Origin of the sequence: Streptomyces endocoffeicus (genome assembly GCF_016741935.1) — a bacterium.
Lineage (GTDB): Bacteria > Actinomycetota > Actinomycetes > Streptomycetales > Streptomycetaceae > Streptomyces > Streptomyces endocoffeicus.
Genome location: NZ_JAERRG010000010.1, coordinates 218741 through 239940, shown reverse-complemented (window position 1 = coordinate 239940; position 21200 = coordinate 218741). Strand labels below are relative to the sequence as shown.

The 21200-nt window shown below is 70.5% G+C and carries 21 protein-coding genes; 2 read left to right on the top strand and 19 right to left on the bottom strand.

Going from position 1 to position 21200, the window contains the following annotated elements:
- Nucleotides 1-151: 151 nt before the first annotated feature.
- From JK364_RS25430 to JK364_RS25375, 12 genes are all read right to left on the bottom strand, one after another.
- Nucleotides 152-988, bottom strand: coding sequence for a polysaccharide deacetylase family protein (locus tag JK364_RS25430; protein WP_201853556.1), 837 nt, complete (start codon nt 986-988; stop codon nt 152-154).
- A gap of 156 nt (nt 989-1144) precedes the next feature.
- The gene (locus JK364_RS25425; protein ID WP_201853554.1) at nt 1145-2512 is read right to left on the bottom strand and encodes an ABC transporter substrate-binding protein; all 1368 of its coding nucleotides are present in this window, start codon (nt 2510-2512) and stop codon (nt 1145-1147) included.
- 137 nt (nt 2513-2649) lie between these two features.
- The gene (locus JK364_RS25420; RefSeq protein WP_201853552.1) at nt 2650-3498 is read right to left on the bottom strand and encodes a DUF6807 domain-containing protein; all 849 of its coding nucleotides are present in this window, start codon (nt 3496-3498) and stop codon (nt 2650-2652) included.
- Nucleotides 3495-4706, bottom strand: coding sequence for a Gfo/Idh/MocA family protein (locus JK364_RS25415; RefSeq protein ID WP_201853551.1), 1212 nt, complete (start codon nt 4704-4706; stop codon nt 3495-3497). Before JK364_RS25415 ends, JK364_RS25420 begins: the two co-directional genes overlap by 4 nt.
- A gap of 67 nt (nt 4707-4773) precedes the next feature.
- Nucleotides 4774-5673, bottom strand: coding sequence for a carbohydrate ABC transporter permease (locus JK364_RS25410; protein WP_201853550.1), 900 nt, complete (start codon nt 5671-5673; stop codon nt 4774-4776).
- Nucleotides 5670-6596 (bottom strand): carbohydrate ABC transporter permease, encoded by a 927-nt coding sequence (locus JK364_RS25405; RefSeq protein ID WP_201853549.1) that lies wholly within the window; start codon nt 6594-6596, stop codon nt 5670-5672. Before JK364_RS25405 ends, JK364_RS25410 begins: the two co-directional genes overlap by 4 nt.
- A gap of 110 nt (nt 6597-6706) precedes the next feature.
- A complete protein-coding gene (araD, locus tag JK364_RS25400) occupies nt 6707-8461 on the bottom strand; it encodes an L-arabinonate dehydratase (protein ID WP_201853548.1) in 1755 nt (584 codons plus the stop codon).
- Entirely contained in the window at nt 8458-9360 is a 903-nt protein-coding gene (locus JK364_RS25395; protein WP_201853547.1) for a dihydrodipicolinate synthase family protein, read from the bottom strand. The genes araD and JK364_RS25395 overlap by 4 nt, the downstream gene beginning before the upstream one ends.
- 150 nt (nt 9361-9510) lie before the next feature.
- Complete coding sequence (locus tag JK364_RS25390; protein WP_086885897.1) at nt 9511-10149, bottom strand: GntR family transcriptional regulator; 639 nt, start codon at nt 10147-10149, stop codon at nt 9511-9513.
- 140 nt (nt 10150-10289) lie between these two features.
- On the bottom strand, nt 10290-11459 hold the full coding sequence (locus tag JK364_RS25385; RefSeq protein WP_201853546.1) for an MFS transporter: 1170 nt from the start codon (nt 11457-11459) through the stop codon (nt 10290-10292).
- 160 nt (nt 11460-11619) lie between these two features.
- A complete protein-coding gene (locus JK364_RS25380; RefSeq protein ID WP_201853545.1) occupies nt 11620-12819 on the bottom strand; it encodes a hypothetical protein in 1200 nt (399 codons plus the stop codon).
- Nucleotides 12816-13799, bottom strand: coding sequence for a 5-dehydro-4-deoxyglucarate dehydratase (locus tag JK364_RS25375; protein WP_201853544.1), 984 nt, complete (start codon nt 13797-13799; stop codon nt 12816-12818). Before JK364_RS25375 ends, JK364_RS25380 begins: the two co-directional genes overlap by 4 nt.
- A 323-nt stretch (nt 13800-14122) precedes the next feature.
- Between JK364_RS25375 and JK364_RS25370 the strand changes: the two genes are divergently transcribed.
- On the top strand, nt 14123-14932 hold the full coding sequence (locus JK364_RS25370; RefSeq protein WP_201853542.1) for an NAD-dependent epimerase/dehydratase family protein: 810 nt from the start codon (nt 14123-14125) through the stop codon (nt 14930-14932).
- A gap of 476 nt (nt 14933-15408) precedes the next feature.
- Here JK364_RS25370 and JK364_RS25365 read toward each other — a convergent pair whose 3' ends face one another.
- The 6 genes from JK364_RS25365 to JK364_RS25340 form a co-directional block, all read right to left on the bottom strand.
- Nucleotides 15409-15978, bottom strand: coding sequence for a cysteine hydrolase family protein (locus tag JK364_RS25365; RefSeq protein ID WP_201853540.1), 570 nt, complete (start codon nt 15976-15978; stop codon nt 15409-15411).
- Nucleotides 15975-17420: an MFS transporter gene (locus tag JK364_RS25360; RefSeq protein ID WP_201853538.1), complete on the bottom strand. Its 1446-nt coding sequence runs from the start codon at nt 17418-17420 to the stop codon at nt 15975-15977. Before JK364_RS25360 ends, JK364_RS25365 begins: the two co-directional genes overlap by 4 nt.
- A complete protein-coding gene (locus tag JK364_RS25355) occupies nt 17417-17845 on the bottom strand; it encodes a MarR family winged helix-turn-helix transcriptional regulator (RefSeq protein WP_201853689.1) in 429 nt (142 codons plus the stop codon). Before JK364_RS25355 ends, JK364_RS25360 begins: the two co-directional genes overlap by 4 nt.
- 86 nt (nt 17846-17931) lie before the next feature.
- Nucleotides 17932-18897 carry an SDR family NAD(P)-dependent oxidoreductase gene (locus tag JK364_RS25350; RefSeq protein ID WP_201853536.1) on the bottom strand — a complete coding sequence of 322 codons (966 nt, stop codon included), beginning with the start codon at nt 18895-18897 and terminating at the stop codon, nt 17932-17934.
- A gap of 33 nt (nt 18898-18930) precedes the next feature.
- Complete coding sequence (locus JK364_RS25345) at nt 18931-19128, bottom strand: DUF397 domain-containing protein (RefSeq protein ID WP_201853534.1); 198 nt, start codon at nt 19126-19128, stop codon at nt 18931-18933.
- Complete coding sequence (locus JK364_RS25340; protein ID WP_201853532.1) at nt 19125-19934, bottom strand: helix-turn-helix domain-containing protein; 810 nt, start codon at nt 19932-19934, stop codon at nt 19125-19127. Before JK364_RS25340 ends, JK364_RS25345 begins: the two co-directional genes overlap by 4 nt.
- A 172-nt stretch (nt 19935-20106) precedes the next feature.
- Here JK364_RS25340 and JK364_RS25335 point away from each other — a divergent pair, with 172 nt between their 5' ends.
- Complete coding sequence (locus JK364_RS25335) at nt 20107-20559, top strand: ATP-binding protein (RefSeq protein ID WP_372461987.1); 453 nt, start codon at nt 20107-20109, stop codon at nt 20557-20559.
- Here JK364_RS25335 and JK364_RS25330 read toward each other — a convergent pair.
- The gene (locus JK364_RS25330) at nt 20524-21099 is read right to left on the bottom strand and encodes a TetR/AcrR family transcriptional regulator (RefSeq protein ID WP_201853529.1); all 576 of its coding nucleotides are present in this window, start codon (nt 21097-21099) and stop codon (nt 20524-20526) included. The two genes, JK364_RS25335 and JK364_RS25330, sit on opposite strands and share 36 nt — an antisense overlap.
- Nucleotides 21100-21200 lie beyond the last annotated feature (101 nt).

The following is a 21200-nucleotide window of genomic DNA, read 5'->3' as shown; positions in this document are numbered from 1 at the left end:
GTAGTTGCCGCCACTCCAGATTAGGTTGCCGGGCTCCCGAGGATTCTTAGATTACGAAATCCCCAACGCATCGCGATAGCTTGCGACAACTCTTGATCATTTTGTGGCCGAGGATGTTCGAACACGACGGAGATCGTGTCGGTCTGTTGCCTCATGGGCGATAGACCTTGCCCGCTTCCGGGACGGCCGGGGCCATCAGCTGGGAGACCGTCACCACCGTGTAGCCCTCCTTCTTCAGCTTCGCCAGTATCCCCGGCACGGCGGGCACCGTGCCCTTGTAGATGTCGTGCAGCAGGATGATCCCGTCGCGCTTCGTCTGGTCCAGCACCCGCTTCTCGATCAGCGCGGAGTCGTTCGTCTGGTAATCCTTCGCCGTCACGCTCCACAGCACCTGCGCCACGCCCAGCTCACGGCAGATCTTGGAGACCCGCTCGTCCGTACGCCCCTGCGGCGGGCGCATCAGCAGCGGCGTACGGCCGGTGAGCTTCTTGACGGCGGTCTGGACGCGGCTGATCTCCGAGCGGACCTCGTCGGAGTCGGTCTTGGTCAGGATCTTGTGCGACCAGGTGTGGTTGGCCAGTTCATGTCCCTCGTCGGCGATACGGCGCACCAGGTCGGGGCGTTTCTCGATGTGCTTCTTGCCGAGCATGAAGAAGGTCGCGTGGACCTTCTCGTGCTTGAGGATCTTCAGCAGCCGGGGCGTGTTGCCGCTGGGGCCCGCGTCGAAGGTGAGGGCGACGCACTTGGCGACGGCGCAGTCGACGGAGCCGTCCTTACCGTTCGCCCCGGTCGCCCCGTCGCCCTTCTTGAGCACGTCCGGCTTGGAGGCGGCCGGTGTCGAGTGCTTGGCGTCCGACGCCGCGTGCTCCCGGGCGCTGCGCGGCGAGGTGGTGTCGTACGACGCGCCACAGCCGCTGAGGCCCAGCGTCAGGCAGACGGCACCGACGAGACTGACGCCCAGCCCGGATATTCGACCTTTTCGCCCCATTGATATCCCCGAAGTCCTCTTGTGGCCAATAGTGGTCGCCATGCCACCAACGTCCGGCCAAATACGTAAAGTTGGCAGCACAAACTGCGAGCACTATACATCGCAGGTATACATGGAGTTCATAGAGGGTTCGAGGGGCCGAGGGCCCATGGGTGGCTAGCTCCGGTGCTTCTTCCAGTCCGCCTGTGCCGCGTTGAGCTCCTTCGCGACCTTGTCGCAGAACGCCTTGGCGGTCATCTTGCCGAGGAGCACCTTCTGGAAGCTGGGCTCGTTGTCGGCCTTGCTGATGTTGTTCCAGTCCGGGAGGTAGTACGGCAGCTGGACGACCTTGGTCCGCGGATCGTTGAGCGACTCCAGCGCGGCCTTGGTCGGCGGGGCCTTCGCGATCCAGTCGTCGTCCGCGGCGCCGACGTTGGCGGGGATCGCGCCGACGTCCTCGTTCCAGAGGCTGTTCATCTCCGGGGAGGCCGCGAACTCGATGAACTTCCAGGCCGCCGCCTTGTTCTTGCTCGCCTTGAACAGCCCGAGGCCGTCGACCGGGTTCGAGACGATGGTGCGCGCCGCGCCCGGCCGGGACGGCGGCAGCGGTATGCCCGCGATCTTGTCCTTGCCGAGCAGCCGTACGTGGTCCACATAGCTGCCGAGGTTGTGCTGGAGCATCCCGATGTCGCCCTGGTCGAACTGGGCGACCATCTTGGCGAAGTCGTTGTTGAGGTCGGCGGCGGGGGTGACCTTCTTGAAGAGGGCGATGTACTTCTCGAGCGCCGTGACGTTCTTCGGGTCGTTGAGGGTGGTCTTGTCGCCGTCCCCGCCGTCTCCGCCGTCCCCGCCGTTCCAGAAGGACGCGATGCCGGACTGGGCGTACATCATGTCCAGCGCCTGGGCGATCGAGCCCGCGCCGCCGCGCAGGGTGAAGCCGAACTTGTTCCGGCCCTTGTCGGTCAGCTCGTCGGCGGCCTTGTAGAAGTTCTCCCAGCTGTCGGGCGCGGGCAGCTTCGCCGCCTTGAAGAGGTCGGTGCGGTACCAGAGGGTGCCCTGGTTGGCGGAGGTCGGGACGGAGTACAGCTCCTTGTCGTCACCTCCGGCCGCGCGGACGCTCTCGACCATGTTCTTGATCAGCTTGCCCTTGAGGGCGCTGTCGCCGATGCGGTCGGTCACGGGGTCGAGGGCGCCCTGGGCGACCAGATTGGCCAGATACGCGGTGCCCACGCCGCCGACGTCGGGCAGGCTGTCGCCGCCGCTCTGGATGGCGGTGTCGTACTTCGACTGCACGTTGGCGATCGGGATCGGGACGTACTTGACCGTGATGTCGGGGTTCTTGTCCTCGAACTTGGCGATGATCTGCTTCCAGATCTTGGTGCGGGGGCCGCCATTGTTGTCCCAGAAGGTGATGGTGCCCTTGCCGGAGCCCTCCTCGCCGGAGGTTGAGCCGTCGTCTCCGCAAGCGGATGCTGTCAGGGCGAGGGTGAGGGTTGTGGCCAGGGCGGCTGCGGTGCGGGTCGCTCTGCGGCGCGTTGGTTTCATGGTGTTCGTCTCCTGTGGGTCAGCTTGCGGTTTCCGGTCGTTGCGGGTCGCGCCGTTGTGGCTGGGGGCGGTGGCCATCTGCGGGTCGGTTGTGCCCACCCGTTCCGCCCCGCGGAACGATTGCCCACAACCTGTTTTCATACCGCCGCGCCCTTGTCTGAGAGGTGGGCTGCTAGGCGGGCTGCTGCCGGGTGGCTCAGGTGGGTGTCGGCTATCGCTGTGACGATGCGGCGGGTGACCGTGTCGGCTGGGGGCATGGACAGGGGGTGCTGCCAGGTGAGGGCCGAGCCGATGCCCGGGTGGTCGCCGGTGCGGACCCACCACGGGTCGGCCCGGGTGTCGCCGGTCGCGCCGACGAAGACCAGCGTCCAGTCGTCGGTGGCCAGCGCCAGCCAGTCCGCGGGCCGTCCGTGCACCGCCGCCTCGCCCTCGCCGTCGGCGCTGAAGACATGCGCGGGCTCGGGGCGCCGGGGGACGCGCCAGAAGAAGCCGCCCCCGTGATCCGCCCCGCCGAGGGCGATCTCCTCGCCCGTCACATTGGTGAGGGCGGAGGTGAAGTCCAGCGCCCAGCACTCCGTTCCGAGGGACCGTACGGCCACCGTGCGCCGTTCCAGCAGCAGTTGCCGCCCACCGGCCGTCCACGACAGCTCTTCCACGAACCCGTCGGGGTCGCGCAGCAGCCAGCTGAGGTGACGCTGGCGGCCGTGGTGCTCCCGTCGGCCGGGACCGCCCCGGAAGTTCCATCCGGCCACCTCCGGGATGGCCATGGACACCCCCAGGTGGGCCGTGACGGTGGCACCGCCGAGGGTGCGCACGGGGTGCAGATACGGGCGCGGCGCGACCGTGCCCGGCAGTTCGGGGCGGTGCACATACGTCCCGACGACCCGGTGCTCATGGCGCAGCAGGGTGCACGGGGGACGACGGGTGAGGGAGGGAGTGAGCGGGGTGAACGGGGTCAGAGGGCTGGAGGGGGTCAGGGGTGTCATGGGTGCGGGACCTCCGTGGGGGGAGCGGCCCAGGGGGCGCGCAGTTCGGAGTACAGGGCGAGGCGCTCGGCTCCGGCGGTGACCAGTCGGTCGATGCCGGTCACCACGCGCCGCTCGGCCGCTCGCGCGGTGACGCCCGCACCGGGCTCGGTGCGCCAGGCGTCGGCGGGCAGCGGGACCGGTGCGGGGGCGATGCGGACCGCCTCGACGACGTGCATGAACGCGCCGGTGCGGGCCGGGGGAACGAGCAGTTCGGTGCCGTCGCGCAGATGCGCGACGAGGTTGTCCAGCAGATCGGTGCGCGCGTGGCCGGTGGTCTCGGGCGGCGCTCCGTCGCGTTCGATACGGACCCGGTCCAGCTTGTACCAGAAGGTGATCCGGCCCCGGTCGCCGTGGACGACCACATACGGCTCACCGGGCTCCTCCGCGCACAGGGTGACGGCGGCGGCCACGGTGGTGCCGCGGGTGGTCCGGATCCGTACGCAGGAGGTGTCGTCGGCCTCGATGGCGTTGGCCCGGTACAGCTCCAGCTCGATACCGGCCACGTCCTCGGCCCGGTCGGCGTCGGCGAGGTGCAGGCCGGTGGCGATGGCGTGGGCGAGGGGGTTGGTGAGGACGCCGTCCACGACGTCGCGGCCGTCGAGCGCGCGGTGTCCGGCCCAGGGGGCGCGGGTGTAGTAGTCCTCGTCGCGGGCCCATGCCCCGGCCGCGCCGATGCCGCGGACCGCCCCGATGCGGCCGTCGGCGACGAGCTTCCGGATGGCGGGCAGGGCATGGGAGCCGAGCGACTGGAAGCCGATCTGGCAGGCGGTTCCGTATCCGCGTAGTCCTTCGCTCAACCGGGTGAATTCGGCGTACGAGGGTGTGGGCGGCTTCTCCAGCAGAAGGTGCGCACCGCGTTCGGCGGCGGCGAGGGCGAGGTCGGCGTGGGTGTGGATCGGGGTGCAGATGACGGCGATTCGGGCGCCGGTGCGGGTCACGAGCGCGGCGAGGTCGGCGGATTGCTCGGGCTCGCCGAGCCCGTCGCCCAGCTCCTCCCGGGTGAGCGGCGCGAGTTCGCACACCCCGGCGAGGCGGACCTTTCCCTCGGCGGTCAGCCGCCGGATGTTGTCCAGATGCCGGCGGCCGTGGCCGCGGGCGCCCGCGAGGACGAGGGGTATCGGTTCCTGCGGTTCCGTCGGCTGCTTCGGTTCCGGGGCCGTGCCCATGCTCGGACCTCCTTGTCCGGCTCGTTCGCGAATGCTCGTTCCACCGACCCGACGGGTCCGGTTTCGGTCAGCCCTTGACCGCCCCCGCGCTGAAGCCGGTGATCAGCCACTTCTGGATGAAGGCGAAGACGATGACGACGGGCACCGCGGCGATCACCCCGCCCGCCGCGAGCGCGCCCAGGTCGACGCTGTCCGCCCCGATGAGGGTGTTGAGGCCGACCGGGATCGTCTGTTTGTCCTGGGAGCTGAGGAACATCAGCGCGAACAGGAAGTGGTTCCAGCTGTGGACGAAGGCGAAGGAGCCGACCGCGATCAGCCCCGGGCGCAGCAGCGGCAGCACCACCGCGCAGAAGGCCCGGAAGCGGCCGCAGCCGTCCACCCATGCCTGCTCCTCGAGCGACACCGGCACGTTCTTGATGAAGCCGCTGATGAGGATGATCGACAGGGGCAGTTGGAAGACCGTCTCCGCGATGACCACGCTCCCCAGCGAGTTGATCATCTGCAGGTTCTTGAAGATCTCGAAGAGCGGCACCAGCATCAGCGCGCCCGGGATGAACTGCGAGGCCAGCAGCGCCAGCATGAAGCCCTTTTTGATCCGGAACTCGAAGCGGGCGAGGGCGTAGCCACCGGCCAGCGCGACCGCCGTCGTCATCACCAGCGAGGCGACTCCGACGATCATGCTGTTCTGGAAGAAGATCCCGAAGCTGCGCTCGTTCCAGACCTTCCGGAAGTGCTCACCGGTGATCGGCCAGGGCACCAGCGCGTTCGAGCCCGCGGGGCGCAGCGCGAACAGCAGCATCCAGTAGAAGGGGACGAGGGTGAACAGCAGATACAGGCCCAGCGGCAGATAGATCTGCCAGCGCGGGACGTCCTGGTCGGACCCGCGCCGGCGCCTTCCGCGGGCGGTGGGCGGCGGGGTGGCCGCGGCGGCGGGCAGGGTGCCCTTCTCGGCGAGTGCGGCGGTCACTTGGTCTCGCCTCCGAACTTGCTCAGGCGCAGATAGAGGATCGAGCAGAAGAGGAGGATCACGAAGGCGACGGTGGTCAGCGCGGAGGCGTAGCCGAAGTCATGGCCGTTGATCCCGGTGTTGGCGACGTAGAGCGGAAGGGTGGTGGTCTGCCCGGCCGGTCCGCCGCCGGTGAGGGTGTAGAGCAGATCGACGTTGTTGAACTCCCAGACGCCGCGCAGCAGCGTGGAGAGGACGATCGCGTCCTTCAGATGCGGCAGGGTGATGTGGAGGAACCGCCGCACCCGGCCCGCGCCGTCGACCGAGGCCGCCTCGTAGAGGTCCCTGGGGATGGACTGGAGGTCGGCGAGGAGGAGGATCGCGAAGAACGGGACGCCGCGCCAGAGTTCGGCGACGACGGCGGCCCAGAAGACGGTCCCGGTGTCGGAGAGCACCGAGGTGCCGTAGGTGCCGATGCCCGCGTCCGCGAGATAGCGGCTGACGCCGGTCGAGGGGTTGTAGAGCAGCATCCAGATGGTGGTGGTGAGCACCCCGGACACGGCCCAGGGCGAGAAGACCAGGGCGCGGGCGAGGCCGCGGCCGAGGAAGGTCTGGTTCACCAGCAGGGCGAGCGCGAGGCCGAGCAGGAGCTGCAGCAGCACCTCGGTGACGACCCATTTGCCGCTGAAGACGAGCGTGTCCCAGAACTGCGGGTCGTCCGTGAAGATCCGGGTGAAGTTGTCCAGGCCCGCGTAGCCGTTCCGCCAGGGCTTGGTGACGTTGTAGTTCCGCAGGCTGTAGTAGAGGACGCTGAGCATCGGATAGGCGATGAAGCCCAGCATCAGCAGCCCGGCGGGGGCGATCAGCAGATACGGGAGGCGGCGGGCCGGTCCTCCCGTACGGCGCCGGGTGACCCGGGGTGGTTTCGCCACGGCGTGGGCCATGACTGCTTCTCCGTTCTCAGGGGTGCGGGGTCTGGTGAAGCGCTTCCGTGAAGCGCTTACCGAATGTTGTTCGGGATCTCGTACAAAATTTTTTGCGCTGGGAGGTGGCGTCAGCCCGCGTAGGGTTCGGGCACCGCCCCTGGGCGGGCCAGGAAGCGGAAGTCGCAGCCGGTGTCGGCCTGGGTCATCTGCTCCTGGTAGAGCGCGCCGTAGCCGCGCTCGTAGCGGGGCGGCGGGGCCGTCCACCGCGCCCGGCGCCGTTCCAGCTCGGCGTCGTCCACCTCCAGCCGCAGCACCCGCGCCGCGACATCGAGGGTGATCGGATCGCCGTCGCGGACGAGGGCGAGCGGGCCGCCCACATACGACTCGGGCGCGATGTGCAGCACACAGGCCCCGTAACTGGTGCCGCTCATCCGGGCGTCGGAGATCCGCACCATGTCCCGCACCCCCTGCTTCAGCAGATGGTCGGGGATGGGCAGCATGCCGTACTCGGGCATTCCGGGGCCGCCCAGCGGACCCGCGTTGCGCAGCACCAGCACGCTGTCCTCGGTGATGCCGAGACCGGGGTCGTTGATGGTGGCCTGCATCGTCCTGTAGTCGTCGAAGACCACGGCGCGGCCGGTGTGTCTCAGCAGCCGGGGCTCGGCCGCGATGTGCTTGATGACGGCGCCGTCGGGGCACAGATTGCCGCGCAGCACCGCCACTCCGCCCTCCTCGGCCAGCGGGCGGTCGCGGTCCCGGATCACCTCGGCGTTGTGCACCAGGGCGCCGTCGAGCTGTTCGCGCAGGGTGGGATGGGCGACGGTGGGGCGGTCCAGGTGCAGGACGTCCGTCAGCCGGGAGAGGAAGCCCGGGAGCCCGCCCGCGAAGTGGAAGTCCTCCATCAAGTACCGGCCGCCGGGCCGCAGATCGGCCAGCACGGGGACGGTGCGGGCGATCCGGTCGAAGTCGTCGAGGGTGAGCCGCACCCCGGACCGGCCCGCCATCGCGATCAGATGGATCACCGCGTTGGTGGAACCGCCGAGGGCGAGCACGGTCGCGACCGCGTCCTCGTACGCCTCCCGGGTGAGGAGTTCCGAGAGCCTGAGGTCCTGCCAGGCCAGCTCGACCACGCGTAACCCGGAGGCGGCGGCCATCCGGTCGTGCCCGGAGTCCACGGCCGGGATGGACGAGGCGCCGGGCACGGTCACGCCCAGCGCCTCGGCGGCGGCCGTCAGCGTGGAGGCGGTGCCCATCGTCATGCAGTGACCGGGCGAACGGGCCAGCCCCCGCTCCAGCTCGGAGATCTCGCAGTCGCCGATCAGCCCGGCCCGCTTGTCGTCCCAGTACTTCCACATGTCGGTGCCCGAGCCCAGCACCTCGTCGCGCCAGTGCCCCGGCAGCATCGGCCCGGCCGGGACGAAGACCGCCGGGAGGTCGGCGCTGGCCGCGCCCATCAGCAGCGCCGGGGTGGACTTGTCGCAGCCGCCCAGCAGCACGGCGCCGTCGACCGGGTACGAGCGGAGCAGTTCCTCGGTCTCCATGGCGAGGAGGTTGCGGTAGAGCATGGGGGTGGGCTTCTGGAAGGTCTCGGAGAGCGTGGAGACCGGGAACTCCAGCGGGAAGCCGCCCGCCTGCCAGACCCCCCGCTTGACCGCCTGGGCACGGTCGCGCAGGTGCGCATGGCAGGGGTTGATGTCGCTCCAGGTGTTGAGGATCGCGATGACCGGCTTGCCCAGGTGCTCCTCGGGGAGATAGCCGAGCTGGCGGGTGCGGGCCCGGTGGCTGAAGGAGCGCAGGCCGTCGGTGCCGTACCACTGGTGACTGCGCAGCTCGTCGGGGCGCTTGCGCGTTCTGGGCGGGGCACCGGTGGGCCGGGCACTCATACCGACCACCCCTCGACGATCGCGGCGACTTCCGCGCGCCTCGGCTCGGGCAGCGGCCTGCTCGGGGCGCGGACGTCGCGCCGGCACAGGCCCATCGCGGCAAGCGCTTCCTTGACCACCGTGACGTTGTTGGCGGACTGCCGCTCGGCCCTGAGGTCCTCGAACCGCCGGATCTGCTCCCACACCTTCATCGCGCCCGGGTAGTCCCCCGCGCGCAGCGCGCCCAGCATGTTGAGCGAGACGTTGGGGGCGACGTTGACCAGGCCCGAGGTGAAGCCGGTGGCGCCGACCGCCCAGTACGAGGGCGCGTACAGCTCGGCGAGCCCGGCCACCCAGACGAACCGGTCCAGCCCGGCGTCGCGCGCCACGGCGGCGAAGCGGGTGGCGTCGTGGACCGCGTACTTGACCCCGATGGCGTTGGGGCACTCCTCGCCGAGCCGGGCGATCGCCGCGCCCTCGATGAGCGGATTACGCAGATACGGCACCACGCCCAGCTCGGGGACGGCCTCGGCGATGGCGCGGTGGTAGTCGATCCAGCCGTCCTGGGCGACGTACGGATGCACCGGCTGATGGACCATCACCATGTCGGCCCCGGCGGCGCGGGCGTGGCGGGCGGCCTCGACCGCGGTGGCCGCGTCATGGCCGACCCCGACGAGCACGGCGGCCCGCCCGGCGGCCTCCTCGACGGTCAGCTCGGTGACCAGCCGCCGCTCTTCGAGGGTGAGGGCGTAGAACTCCCCGGTGTTGCCGTTCGGGGTGACGGCCTTGACCCCGCCGTCGAGCAGCCGGCGGAGCAGGGTCCGGTAGGCGGCGCGGTCCACGGCGCCCTCGGCGTCGTACGGGGTCACCGGGATCGCCACGACGTCCGCGAGCGCCGTCCTCAGCGGTGAGTAGTCCATACGAACCCTTTCTCTCGATGGTCGGCATCGGGACGAGCTGTTCGGATGGTGCTGAGTGCTTGGTGCTGCGTGCTGCGTGCTGCGTGCTGCGTGCTGCGTGCTTGGTGCTGCGTGCTGAGTGCTGGGGTCGGCGGCCGGGGCCGCCGGGCGCTACTCCCCGTCCGGGAAGGCGCGCCGGACGAAGGAGGCGATGTGCTCGTGCAGTGCGCGGGCGGCCCCGTCGGCGTCGCCGTCGAGCGCGCGGGCGAGGATCTCCCGGTGCTCACGGGCCTCCTGCTCCCAGGAGGGCACCGCCTGCCAGGCGATGGCGGACACCAGCGCGGCCTGGTCGCGCAGTTCGTCGAGCATCCGGGTCAGCAGGGGGTTGCCGCAGGGCAGATAGAGCGCCCGGTGGAAGTCGCGGTTGGCGAGCGACCGCCCGGCCGGATCGGCGGCCGCGTCCGACCGCTCCAGCGCGGCCCCGGCGTCCTCCAGCCCGGCCCGCGCGGCCACGGTCCGGCGCAGCGCCTCGGGCTCCAGGAGCAGCCGCACATCGTAGACGGCGTGCGCCATCGCGGTGTCCACGGTCCTGACCGTGGCCCCCTTGTACTCGCTCATCACCACGAGCCCCCGCCCCGCGAGCGTCTTGAGCGCCTCCCGCACGGGCGTCTTGGACACCCCGAACTGCGCGGCCAACTCGGCCTCCACCAACGCCTGTCCGGGCCGCAGCCCCCCGGTGAGGATCGCGTGCTTGACCGCCTCCAGCACGTACTGGGTGCGGGAGGGGATCGGGCTCGGGGCGATGTCCATGGATGCTCTCAGATCTCACATATCGCGTCTCATATATGACATACGAAGTACGACGCGATGAAGTTAGGGCGGCCCCAGGAGTTCGTCAACGGTTCTGACAAAAACGGGCCGAGGGTGCCGATGCCGGGCCCGTCCCGCCCTTACGCCCGCTCAGGAGCGTCGGCCGGGTGGGGGTGTTGGGTGATGGCTTCGGGGAGGGCGGGTTCGTCGAGGGGGCGGAGGAGGAGGCAGCCGAGGGCGGGGAGGGCTATCAGGGGGGCCAGGGCGGTTTGGAGGGTGGTGGCGTCGGCCAGGGCGCCGATGAGGGGGCTGGCCAGGCCGCCGACGCTGACCGTCAGGCCCAGGGTGACCCCGCTGGCGGTGCCCACGCGGCGGGGCAGGTAGTCCTGGCCGAGGGTGACGTGCAGGGAGAACGGCACGTAGAGCCCGGCCGAGGCGAGGGCCACGCAGAGGTAGAGCGCCGGGCCGGGGACGAGGACGACGCCCGCGACGGCGAGGACGGTCAGGGCGTACGACCACTGGACGACCGGGACGCGGCCGTGGCGGGCGGCGAGCGCGCCCCCGGCCACCGTGCCCACCGCGCCGCCGGCGTAGAGCACGAACAGGGCGGCGGTACCGGCCAGTTCGCCTCCGCCCGCGCGCTCGCGCACGTACAGGGAGATGAACGCGCTCAGCCCGACGAAGACGATCGAGCGGCACATGATGGCGCCGGACAGCCGGAGGAAGGAGGGCCAGTCGTCCCGCCCCTCTCCCCTGCGGCTCGCCCGCGCGGGCCCGGCCGCCGCGTCCGGGGCCCTGAGCGCCCGTAGCGCGGCCGCGCACAGGGCGGCTCCGGCGACGGCGGGGACGGCCAGCAGTGGGGAGGCGCGCAGACCGCCGGTGGCGATGACGGCGGCGACCGCGAGGGGCGCGGCGGCGAAGCCGATGTTGCCGCCGAGGGAGAACCAGCTCATCGCGGTGTGGCTGCCCCGGCTGGCGAGCCGGGCCACCCGGGCGGACTCGGGGTGGTAGGCGGCCACGCCGATACCGGAGACGGCGACCACCGCCAGGGTCGCCGCGTAGGAGCCGGTGACCCCGCTCAGCGCCACACCCGCGCCGCCCACCAGCGTGCTCACCGGCAGCAGCCACGGCATGGCCCACCGGTCGGTGAGCGCCCCGAACAGCGGCTGTACGACGGACGACAGCAGCGAGGCGGCCAGGACGACACCGGAGGCGGCGGCGTAGCCGTAGGCCCGTTCCGAGACGAGGAACGGCACCAGCGCGGCCACCGCTCCCTGGTAGATGTCCACGCAGGCGTGTCCCAGGGACATCAGCGCGATGGGTCTGCGGTGTGCGGGGGTCCGTTTCCGAGAGGTGGTCCGTTTCGTCGACACCCCTCGATCGTGGCGATGCCACCGGGTGTCGCGCTTCCGATAATCCGCCGGGCCGTCCCGGAAACCCGCCAAAGGGTGACGGGTCCCCGGGCTCGCTTCAGCCCAGCTCGGCCAGGGCCGTGCGGACGGCCGTCAGATCCTGGTCCGAGGCGAGACCGGCGTGGTACAGGCGGAGTTCGTCCGCACCCAGCTCCACCGCGTGGGCCGCGTCCCGGGCCAGCGTCGCCGGGCTGCCACCCATTCCCGCCACCACCGTGAAGTTGGCGGCGAGGACGGTCCGTTCGGTCCGGTACGGGACGAACGGGGGCAGGACCCCGGTGCGCGCTGCCTCGCCCCCCGTGCAGGGCAGTACGACCCCGTCGGCCTGGGCCAGCACATCGGCCGGGTCCACGCCCACGTTGGCGCCGAGCCGGTGCGGGGCCGGGTCGGCGTGCAGCAGGACCTGGAAGTCCTTGTCCGCCGCGGCCCTTACGGCGGCCACGGCCTCGCCCCGCAGACCGCTCGCGACCCGGTCGCGCCAGGCCGCGAAGAGCGCGGCGTGGTCGGCGCCGAGCAGCTTCTCGACCTCGGCCCACTCCCCCGCGCGGTCACCGCCGTCCGCGGTGGTCTCGCCCGTCCACACCGGCCGCAGGGCGCGCACGACGAGCTCGCGCAGCTCCTCGGGGTCGGCGCCCAGCCCGGCGTAGCCCGCCTCGCAGCTCTCGCAGAAGCACAGCGACATCAGGTACTGGCCGGCGCCGCCCAGCGGCACCCCGCCGATCTTGTCGTGGGCGTGCAGATGGGCGAGCCCGTACCAGCCGCAGGACTCCAGCTCGGTGCCGCGGGCGCCGGGCCGTACGGCGGCCTCGGCGGCCAGGTCCACCAGATAGGCGCGCACCTCGGGGCGGGCGATGCACGGCGCCCATGGGTAGCGGTCGCCATAGGCGTTGCGCACGGTGATCCGCGGGTGCTCCTCGCCCAGCCGGGTGTTGTGCGCGAGCACCACCCAGGCGTGGACCTCGAGACCGGCGTCGGCCAGCGCGGCGGCCGCCTCCCCGTACGGGTCGTCGCCGGGCACCCAGGACTGCTCGTACGGCCGCAGCTCGCGCCCCTGCCAGCGCTCCGCGCTCGGCGGGTAGAGCACGGCCGCGTGACGGGCGGTGACGATGCGGTGGCCGGGGTGGCGCGGGGTCAGGGCCCGGGTGGAGTGGTAGGCGGAGGCCAGTGTGACCTGCTGGACGCCGAGGTCGGCGATGCGGCGCGCGGCGTCCGGGTCCCCGACGACGTCCCAGGGGTAGACGAAGGCGGAAGCCTTCACCGCGCCTCCCCGTCCCCGTCCCCGTTTCCGTCCTTGTCCGCGTCTCCGTCCGCGTCCCCGACCAGCGCCATGCCGCGCTCGATCAGCTCGGCCAGCTCCTTGACGTGGGCGGGGCTGGGCTCGCTCAGCGGCGGCCGCACCTCGCCGACGTCCAGTCCGCGCAGCCGGACCCCCGCCTTGACCAGCGACACCGCATAGCCGCGGCCCTGGTTGCGGAGCTCGACCAGCGGCCGGTAGAAGCCGTCGAGGAGCTTGTTGGCGGTCTCGTCGTCGCCCGTCATGAGCGCCTTGTGGAAGGCGAGGGCGACCTCGGGAACGAAGCAGAAGACGGCGGAGGAGTAGAGCGTCACGCCGATCCCGCGGTAGGCGAGGCCGGTCAGCTCGGCCGTCGGCAGCCCGTTGAAGTAACGGAAGCCCTCGTCGGGGGCGTCGGCCCGCACCGCGCTCACGACGCGCTGCATCAGGTCGAGGTCGCCGATGCCGTCCTTGAGGCCGATGATGCCGGGCACCTTGGCGAGCCGGGCCACGGACTCCGGCTCCAGGACGGCGTTGTCCCGCTGGTAGACGATGATGTCGAGGTCGGTCGCGCCCGCGAGGGCGCTGTAGTGGCGGATCAGCCCCTCCTGACCGGCCACGACCAGATAGGGCGGCATGGCGAGCAGCCCGTCCGCACCGGCCCGCTCGGCCAGCTTGGCGAACTGGATGGCCAGCGCGGTCCCGTACCCGGCGCCCGCGACCACGGGCACCCGCCCGGCGGCCTCCTCCACGGCGACCACGACGCAGTCGTGGAACTCCTCGGGCGTCAGGGCGTGGAACTCGCCCGTGCCGCAGCACGCGAAGACGGCGCCCGCCCCCGCCTCGATCCCGGCGCGGACGTGAGCGCGGTAGATCTCCAGGTCCAGGGCGCCATCGGGACCGTAGGCGGTCACGGGGAAGAACAGCAGCCCGTCAAGGCGCTCGGCGAGTGAAGCTGAGGTCACGGGCTTCTCCCTGTCGTGTACACCGACCCGCCGTCACCCACCGACGCCGTGTGCACGTTTCTGATCGTCATCTACATTCGTGAACGAGTTCACCGTAAAGCAGCGATCGGCCGCCGGTCAAGGCCGCCAACCGGGTGACGCCACTCACCCGACGGTGAATTGGTCGGCATCGCGCCACCCTTGACGGCCCATGCGTCGATCCTTACGGTGTCCATGAATCTGAACCACATACATGAACAAGAACCACATACGCAAGAGCGCTCTGCTCGATAGCCCCATTGCGACAACCCCATAACGCGATACCCCTCACGGAGGATCCGCCCATGCCCGCTCCCCGCACCGTCCTCCTCACCGGCGCCGCCGGCGGCATGGGCACCTTGATGCGCGAGCTGCTGCCGCCGTACGGATACCAGCTGCGGCTGCTCGACCAGCTCCCCATCGAGGGCGAGCCGGACGCGATCACCGCGGATCTGTCCGACCGGGACGCCCTGCGCGAGGCCGTGCGGGGCGTTGACGCGATCATCCATCTAGCGGGTATCTCCCTGGAAGCCCCGTTCGAGAAGATCCTGCGGGCCAATATCGAGGGCACGTACAACGTGTACGAGGCGGCGCGCGAGGCCGGGGTCCGCCGGATCGTCTTCGCCTCCAGCAACCACGCCGTGGGCTTCACCCCGCGCCCGGTGGGGAACGACCCGCTCATCCCGCTCAACGCCCCGCGCCGCCCCGACACCTACTACGGGCTGTCGAAGGCGTTCGGCGAGGACCTGGCCTCGTTCTACTGGGACAAGCACGGCATCGAGACGGTCGCCATCCGCATCGGCTCCTGCTTCCCCGAGCCGACGACAGTCCGCATGCTGTCCATCTGGATGAGCCCGGCGGACGGCGCCCGGCTGCTCCACGCCGCCCTTACGGCGGAGAACGTGGGCTGTACGACGGTCTACGGCAGCTCGGCCAACACCCGCCTGTGGTGGGACCTCTCCTCGGCCCGCGCCCTGGGGTACGAGCCGATGGACGACTCCGAGCCGTACGCCGCGAAGCTGATCGCGGAGCAGGGCGAGCTGGAGCCCGGTAACCCGGACCACGAGTACCTCGGTGGCGCGTTCTGCACCAACCCGCCTATCTGGCCGCGTTGAGGTTTTCGGGCGGGCTCGTGTGCGTAGGGGTGCCGCTTACCGAGGCGAGGTGGCTTTTGAGCATGGGTCCGGGGGTGGGGGGCGGGGCGCCGCCGCAGGCCGTCGGGCCGGTGGGATGTGGGGGTCGTGGCGGCTCGGCGACGTGGGAGGGGCGGCTCTCTGTCCGGAGTGCGGACCGGTGAGCCCCGGGGCGGCCCCTCCGGGTACCCCTGCAAAAAACGCTTGATCTGAAGCAACTAATTTGTCAAGCAATTCCGAGAGGGGTACCCACCCCCGGGCCGTCCGGAGGATGGTCCGGCCCCGACGCCCGATCGACCCGCCGGTCCGGCAACGCCCCCGGCCTCCGGACACCGGAGCCGCCACCGGGCCCCGCCCCCACCGGCCCGGCGCCCGGCGACGAGGGCCGGGCCCCCACCCGCCGACCCATGCTCAAATGCGCCGAAGGCGCGAAACGGCGCCGCACCCAACCGAGCCGCTCAGCCCGCCTTCCGGGCCCACTCCTCCACCGTCGTGACCTCGGCCTGACGGGGGAACACCTTCTCGGTGAGCACCCGGTGGACCTCCTCGTCGGAGTCGGCGCAGCCGTCGGCCAGCACGGTGAGCCGATAGTCGAGGTCGGCGGCCTGGCGCAGGGTGGAGAGGACGACACCACTGGTCGCAACGCCGCTCAGGACGAGGTGCGTGATCCCACGGGCCCGCAGGACCATCTCCAGGTCGCTGCCCGCGAAGGCGCTGACCCGCTTCTTGGTGATCACGATCTCGTCGGTCCGGGCCGCGATGTCCGGATGGATGGCGGCGTTCGGATCCTCGGGTGTGAAGGCGCCCGCCGGAAGGGCGCTGAATGACGCGTTGCGGTCAGAGACCTCCGGGTGCCCGGACCGGAAGCCGACCACGATGTGCAGGACAGGGATCCCGGCGGTACGGGCCGCCTCCACCGCGCCCACGAGACGCGGCAGATACCCGGAGCCCGCGATCCGGCTCACGATGCCCTCTTGGACGTCCATCACGAGCAGGGCCGTCTTGTTCGCGTTCACGTTCACGTTCATGAAGCCTTTCGCTGCGTCGATTGTTGTGCGGAAGAGGAATCGTCGGACCCGATACGGCCCAGCGAGCGGTCCACGAGCGTCAGCGCCAGGCACAGGCCGGTGATGGCGAGCATGAACCAGGCCAGGCCGTGCAGCCCGCCGGTGTCGGCGCGGGCGCCGAAGAAGGCGCCGTTGGCGCTGGAGGCGACGATCGCGCCAAGATAGAAGAAGGTGCGGAGCAGCCCCGCCGAGGAGCCCATCAGCTCCGGATCGGCCTGGTGGTACACCGCGTTCTGCAGGGCGAGGTTCATCAGCCCCTGCGGTACGCCGAAGACGACCCCGACGACGATCAGCAGCCATATCGCGCTGTGCGGCTGGAGCGGGAGCAGCAGGACGCAGGCGACGATCTGCCCCACGGCCCCCACCAGCAGCTTGCCGCGCACGGCGGCGCGGCGGCCGGTGGCGGTGGACACCGTGATCCCGGTCAGGAACATGGGCAGTTGGGCGAGCCCCGCCTGTGAGGCCGTCAGTCCCCGGCCGTCCTGGAGCCACTGGGTGTAGCCGTACAGAAAGACGTACGAGACGACGGAGACGAGGAGCGCGCGGGCGTAGGTGAGCAGCAGGGGCAGATTGCCGCCGAACACCCGCAGATCGATGAACGGCTCCGCCGCCCGCAGTTCCCGCACCGCGAACCCGGCCGCCGCCACCGCCATCAGCACCGGCAGATACCACCGGTCGGCTCGCGGCTCCATCAGGAACAGCAGCAGCGAGACGAGCGTCGCGGCGAACAACCCCATGCCGATCAGGTCCAGCCGGACGCGCTCGCCGGTGCGTTCCGCCAGGGGCCGCTCCTTCGGCAGCCGCCGGACGCCGAGGATCAGACCGGCCGCCGCCAGCGGGATGTTGACGGCGAACGTGGAGCGCCAGCCGCCCAGCCCGATCAGCAGTCCGCCCAGGGGCGGTCCGATGACCGCGATGGTCTGACTGGCGACCGCGATCGTGGCGAGGATCGCGGCGGGGCTCTCCTGGCCGGTCCGCCGGGCCTCCCCGCGAATGAGGTACATCGCGGCCGGATAGCCCGCGCAGGTGCCGAACCCGAGCACCACCCGCGCGACGATCAGCGTCCCCAGATTCGGGGCGAGCAGACCGATCAGCCCCGCGATCCCGGTCAGGGTCGCCCCGGCGAGGAAGAGGCGGCGCGGCCCGTAGAGGTCGATCAGCCGGCCCATGACCGGCTGGCCTATCGAGGTGGCCAGATAGAGCGCGGAGACCAGCCAGGCCGTCTGCGACGGCGGCGCCCCGAACGCGGCGCCGATCGGCACCAACGACACGGAGATGATCGAGGAGTTGACCGGGTTCAGTACCGAACCCAGCATCATCGGGGCCAGCAGCCTCCGGTCGAAGGCGTTCCCCGCGTCCGCCCTGCCCTTTCGTCGTGTGAGCCGCGTCAGCCGCTCGATCATGCGCGGCTGAGCCGGTCCAGCAGGGCCAGCGCCTCGAGGATGGTCTCCCGTTCCGCTTCCGTGTAGCCGCTCTCCAGGGCCTGGGCGAGCCATTCCTCGCCCGCCCGCCGCTTGTCGTCCAGGAACGCGCTGCCGCTCTCGCTCACCGAGACCAACTGCCGCCGCCCGTCGTCGGGATCGGGGCGCCGCTGGATCAGCCCGCGCTCGTCCAGCACGGCGAGCGTGGCCGCCATCGACTGCGGCCGTACGCGCTCGGCCGCCGCCAGCGCGCTGGCCGAGGCGGGGCCCTCCTTGCTGAGCCTGCTGAGCGCGGACGTCTGCGAGGGGGTGAGTTCCTCGAGGTCGTACGACTCCTTGATCCGCCGCCGCAATCGGCCGATCACCACACGGATCTCATGCGCGGCGCGCACGGTGGACTCGGACATGCCGCCAGGGGTCTCTGCCATGCCCCGCACGATATTTCCTTCAGCTCAAGCTGTCCAGTTCAAACTGAACAGTTTGGACTGTCTATCTACTCGGCGAAGGCATCGACCCCCGTGAGCTCCGCCGACAGCGCCCACAGCCGCGCCGCCCGCTGCGGATCGGTGGCCCACGCGCTCACCCCGCTGCCCAGTTCGGTGCCCTCCGGCGCGGGCTCGGCGATGTCGCAGTCCTCGCAGTACACGCCGCCCATGCCCGCGAGCCGGGGCGAGGTCGCCGCCCAGACCTGGGTGGCCGCACCCTCCTCGGGCGTCTTCCAGCCGACGTTGGTGGAGCTGGCGTCGATCGTTTCACTCAGCCCCGCCAGTTCCTCCGGGGACATGTGGCGCCCCAGCTGGGTGGCGATCGTGCCGGGGTGCACGGAGAACGCCCGCACACCGGTGCTCCGCCCCAGCGCGTCGAGGTGCAGCGCGAACAGGGCGTTGGCCGTCTTCGCCTGCCCATACGCCTGCCACTTGTCGTAGGCGTGTCGCTGGAAGTGCGGGTCGTCCCAGTGGATGTCCGAGAGCTGATGCCCATTGGAGGAGAGCGACACCACGCGTGCGCCACCGCCACGGGCGATCGCGGCCCACAGCCGGTTGGTCAGGGCGTAGTGGCCCAGGTGGTTGATGGCGAACTGGGCTTCCCAACCGGGGCCCACCCGGGTTTCGGGCGCGGCCATGATCCCGGCGTTGTTGATCAGAATGTCGATATCGCGACCGGACGCGAGGAATTCCTCCGCGAAGGCCCGAACGCTGTCCAGATCCGCGAGGTCCATCTCGGCGACCTCGACGCCCTCGATCCCGTCGAGCGCTTCGACGGCCGTCGAGCGCCGCCGCGCGGGCACGACGACGCGGGCCCCCGCACCGGCGAGAGCCCGCGTCGTCTCCAGCCCGAGCCCCGAATAGCCCCCGGTCACGAGCGCGAGCTTCCCGGACAGATCAATGCCCGCGAGAACGTCGCTCGTCGTACTGCGCACCCCGAAACCGGAGCCGATCGCATGTTGCTTGGTCGTCATGCCCGGAACGTACGGTTTGGAGCGCGCTCTAGGTCAAACGACGCCCCGCGCGAAGGCGACGAAGTCGCTCCACGCGGTTGCGGGGAACGTAAGGTTCGGCCCGTCGGTGTCCTTGCTGTCCCGCACATGCACGGTGCCTGGGCGGCATGCGGCAACCTCGATGCAGTCGCCGCCCTCGCCGCCGCTGTAGCTGCTCTTGAACCACACGAACTGACCTATGTCATTGCTCATAGCTCTCCCAGCAGCTTCTCGATGAAGATGGACGACTCCCGTGGAGTGAGAGCCTGGGCCCGGATGATTCCATATCGGGCGGCGATCACACGGACCTCTTCTCGGTCAGTGAGTAGGCTGCCACGCCCCTGACCTTCGAGATAGGCGAGCTGCTCACCATCCTTGGGGGTCATCAGAGTGAACGGCCCGTCCGCCCCAGCGTTGTCCTCCCGGCTCAGGGGCATCACCTGGATCTCCACGTTGCGCTTCGCCCCGATGAGGAGCAGTTGCTCCAACTGCCCACGGAGCACCTGTACTCCGCCGATCGGCCGCCGCAGCACGGACTCCTCGACGACAAAGCCCAGGAGGGGCGCGGGCCGCGCACCGAAGATCGCCTGCCGTTCCATTCGCGCAGCTACACGCTGTTCGACGACCTCTTCGTCCAGGTGTGGGCGGCGCATGGTGAAGACTGCCCGCGCGTAGTCCTCCGTCTGCAGCAGCCCCTTGACGACATGGGTGTCGTACGCCTGGACCTCAACCGCTTCAGACTCCAACCGCGCCGCATCGCGGAAGAACGCCGGATACCGCGCGTGCGCCAACTCCTCCTTCATCGCCTTGAGGACGCCCCCGGCGTCCAACGCCTCATCGGCCTTGTCGACCAGCTCCGGCTTGGGAATGCGTCGCCCGCACTCCACCGACGCCACCTGGTCCGGGCTGTACCCGATACGCGTCCCTAAGTCCGCCTGGGTGAGCCCGGCCCGTTCCCGGAACAGCTTCACCTGCCTCCCGAAGCCCCTCAGGAACGGGGACCGTTCCGTACCCGCCATGTCGCATGCCTCCCATCACACCTGGTGTGCACGTACAGACACGGTCCGTACTTGCACGCTTCCTGGTCAGGCTAGGCACGTCCCCGCAAGGCTCGTGCCCATGACGACCGAAAATGCCCCCTCACGAGGTACCCGGCCGGGACAACCAGCGCCCGCGCTGGGCGAGTTCGCGATGCGCTTCACCTCGACACCTCGTGGTGCGCGCCTCGCTCGGCGACTCGTGTCGCACCGGCTCGCCGCGTGGGGCTACCCGTACGATTCCGGCCCCAACGAGACCACGACCCTGATCGCCAGCGAGCTGGCCGCCAACGCCGTACGGCACGGCCGCGTCCCGGGGCGGGACTTCCACGTACGGCTGACCGCACCCCTGGGCGACGCGTCCGGGACGATCCGTATCGAGGTCTCGGACACCCGTACCGAGAAGCGGCCCGCGCTCATCGCCGCCGCACCCGACGCCGAAACCGGACGCGGCCTGTATCTGGTCTCACAGCTGGCCGAGCGCTGGGCGGTCGGGCCCCGCTCCGGCGGCGGGCCCGGGAAGACCCTATGGGCCGAGATCGCGACCGAGACCAAACCGTCCGGCCCAGGCTCAGGCCCTGGCCCGCTCCAGCGCCCGCAGGGCTAGCTCACGCGCGATGCCGACCGGATCGCCGACCACCGAAAGACCGTTCAGCACCGTGGCCCCCTCGTGGAGCAGCAGCAGCTCGTCCGCCAGCTCGTCGGGGGCCGTCACGCCCGCCTCCTCGCACAGCCGCCGCAGATAGCCCCGCAGCCAGTGCTTCTGGTCGGCGACGACCTGCCGGGCCGGATGCGCGGCGTCCGGCAGTTCGGCCGCCGCGTTGACGAAGCCGCAGCCGCGCGGGTTCTCGCGGCGCACCCACTCCGCGAGCGCGTCGAACGTGGCGAGGGCGCGATCCGCCGGGGGCGACTTCTCGACCTCGGCGGTGAGCCACGCCCGCCACCGCTCATCGCGCTCCCGCAAATACGCGGCGACCAGCGTTTCCTTCGAGCCGAAGCGGTCGTACAACGTCTTCTTCGTGACTCCGGCGCGCTTGGCGATCAGATCCACGCCGACCGCGTTGATCCCCTGCCCGTAGAAGAGCTCGGCGGCGGTGTCGAGGATGCGGCGCGCGGCGGGGGTGAGCACTCCCGTAGGCGCTTCCATGACGTGATCACCTCCGGGTGAAGGGTTGACGTGTATACCGATCTGTTTAGTCTAGTGGATGAGGGACTAAACAGACCGGTATACCCGGAGCCTGAGCCGAC

What these genes read in the sequence shown, in the direction of transcription:
- JK364_RS25430 (WP_201853556.1), bottom strand. Translation starts at nt 988, where the DNA reads ATGGGGCGAAAAGGTCGAATATCCGGGCTGGGCGTCAGTCTCGTCGGT.
- JK364_RS25425 (WP_201853554.1), bottom strand. Translation starts at nt 2,512, where the DNA reads ATGAAACCAACGCGCCGCAGAGCGACCCGCACCGCAGCCGCCCTGGCC.
- JK364_RS25420 (WP_201853552.1), bottom strand. Translation starts at nt 3,498, where the DNA reads ATGACACCCCTGACCCCCTCCAGCCCTCTGACCCCGTTCACCCCGCTC.
- JK364_RS25415 (WP_201853551.1), bottom strand. Translation starts at nt 4,706, where the DNA reads ATGGGCACGGCCCCGGAACCGAAGCAGCCGACGGAACCGCAGGAACCG.
- JK364_RS25405 (WP_201853549.1), bottom strand. Translation starts at nt 6,596, where the DNA reads ATGGCCCACGCCGTGGCGAAACCACCCCGGGTCACCCGGCGCCGTACG.
- araD (WP_201853548.1), bottom strand. Translation starts at nt 8,461, where the DNA reads ATGAGTGCCCGGCCCACCGGTGCCCCGCCCAGAACGCGCAAGCGCCCC.
- JK364_RS25395 (WP_201853547.1), bottom strand. Translation starts at nt 9,360, where the DNA reads ATGGACTACTCACCGCTGAGGACGGCGCTCGCGGACGTCGTGGCGATC.
- JK364_RS25390 (WP_086885897.1), bottom strand. Translation starts at nt 10,149, where the DNA reads ATGGACATCGCCCCGAGCCCGATCCCCTCCCGCACCCAGTACGTGCTG.
- JK364_RS25385 (WP_201853546.1), bottom strand. Translation starts at nt 11,459, where the DNA reads ATGTCCCTGGGACACGCCTGCGTGGACATCTACCAGGGAGCGGTGGCC.
- JK364_RS25370 (WP_201853542.1), top strand. Translation starts at nt 14,123, where the DNA reads ATGCCCGCTCCCCGCACCGTCCTCCTCACCGGCGCCGCCGGCGGCATG.
- JK364_RS25365 (WP_201853540.1), bottom strand. Translation starts at nt 15,978, where the DNA reads ATGAACGTGAACGTGAACGCGAACAAGACGGCCCTGCTCGTGATGGAC.
- JK364_RS25360 (WP_201853538.1), bottom strand. Translation starts at nt 17,420, where the DNA reads ATGATCGAGCGGCTGACGCGGCTCACACGACGAAAGGGCAGGGCGGAC.
- JK364_RS25355 (WP_201853689.1), bottom strand. Translation starts at nt 17,845, where the DNA reads ATGTCCGAGTCCACCGTGCGCGCCGCGCATGAGATCCGTGTGGTGATC.
- JK364_RS25350 (WP_201853536.1), bottom strand. Translation starts at nt 18,897, where the DNA reads ATGACGACCAAGCAACATGCGATCGGCTCCGGTTTCGGGGTGCGCAGT.
- JK364_RS25345 (WP_201853534.1), bottom strand. Translation starts at nt 19,128, where the DNA reads ATGAGCAATGACATAGGTCAGTTCGTGTGGTTCAAGAGCAGCTACAGC.
- JK364_RS25340 (WP_201853532.1), bottom strand. Translation starts at nt 19,934, where the DNA reads ATGGCGGGTACGGAACGGTCCCCGTTCCTGAGGGGCTTCGGGAGGCAG.
- JK364_RS25335 (WP_372461987.1), top strand. Translation starts at nt 20,107, where the DNA reads ATGCGCTTCACCTCGACACCTCGTGGTGCGCGCCTCGCTCGGCGACTC.
- JK364_RS25330 (WP_201853529.1), bottom strand. Translation starts at nt 21,099, where the DNA reads ATGGAAGCGCCTACGGGAGTGCTCACCCCCGCCGCGCGCCGCATCCTC.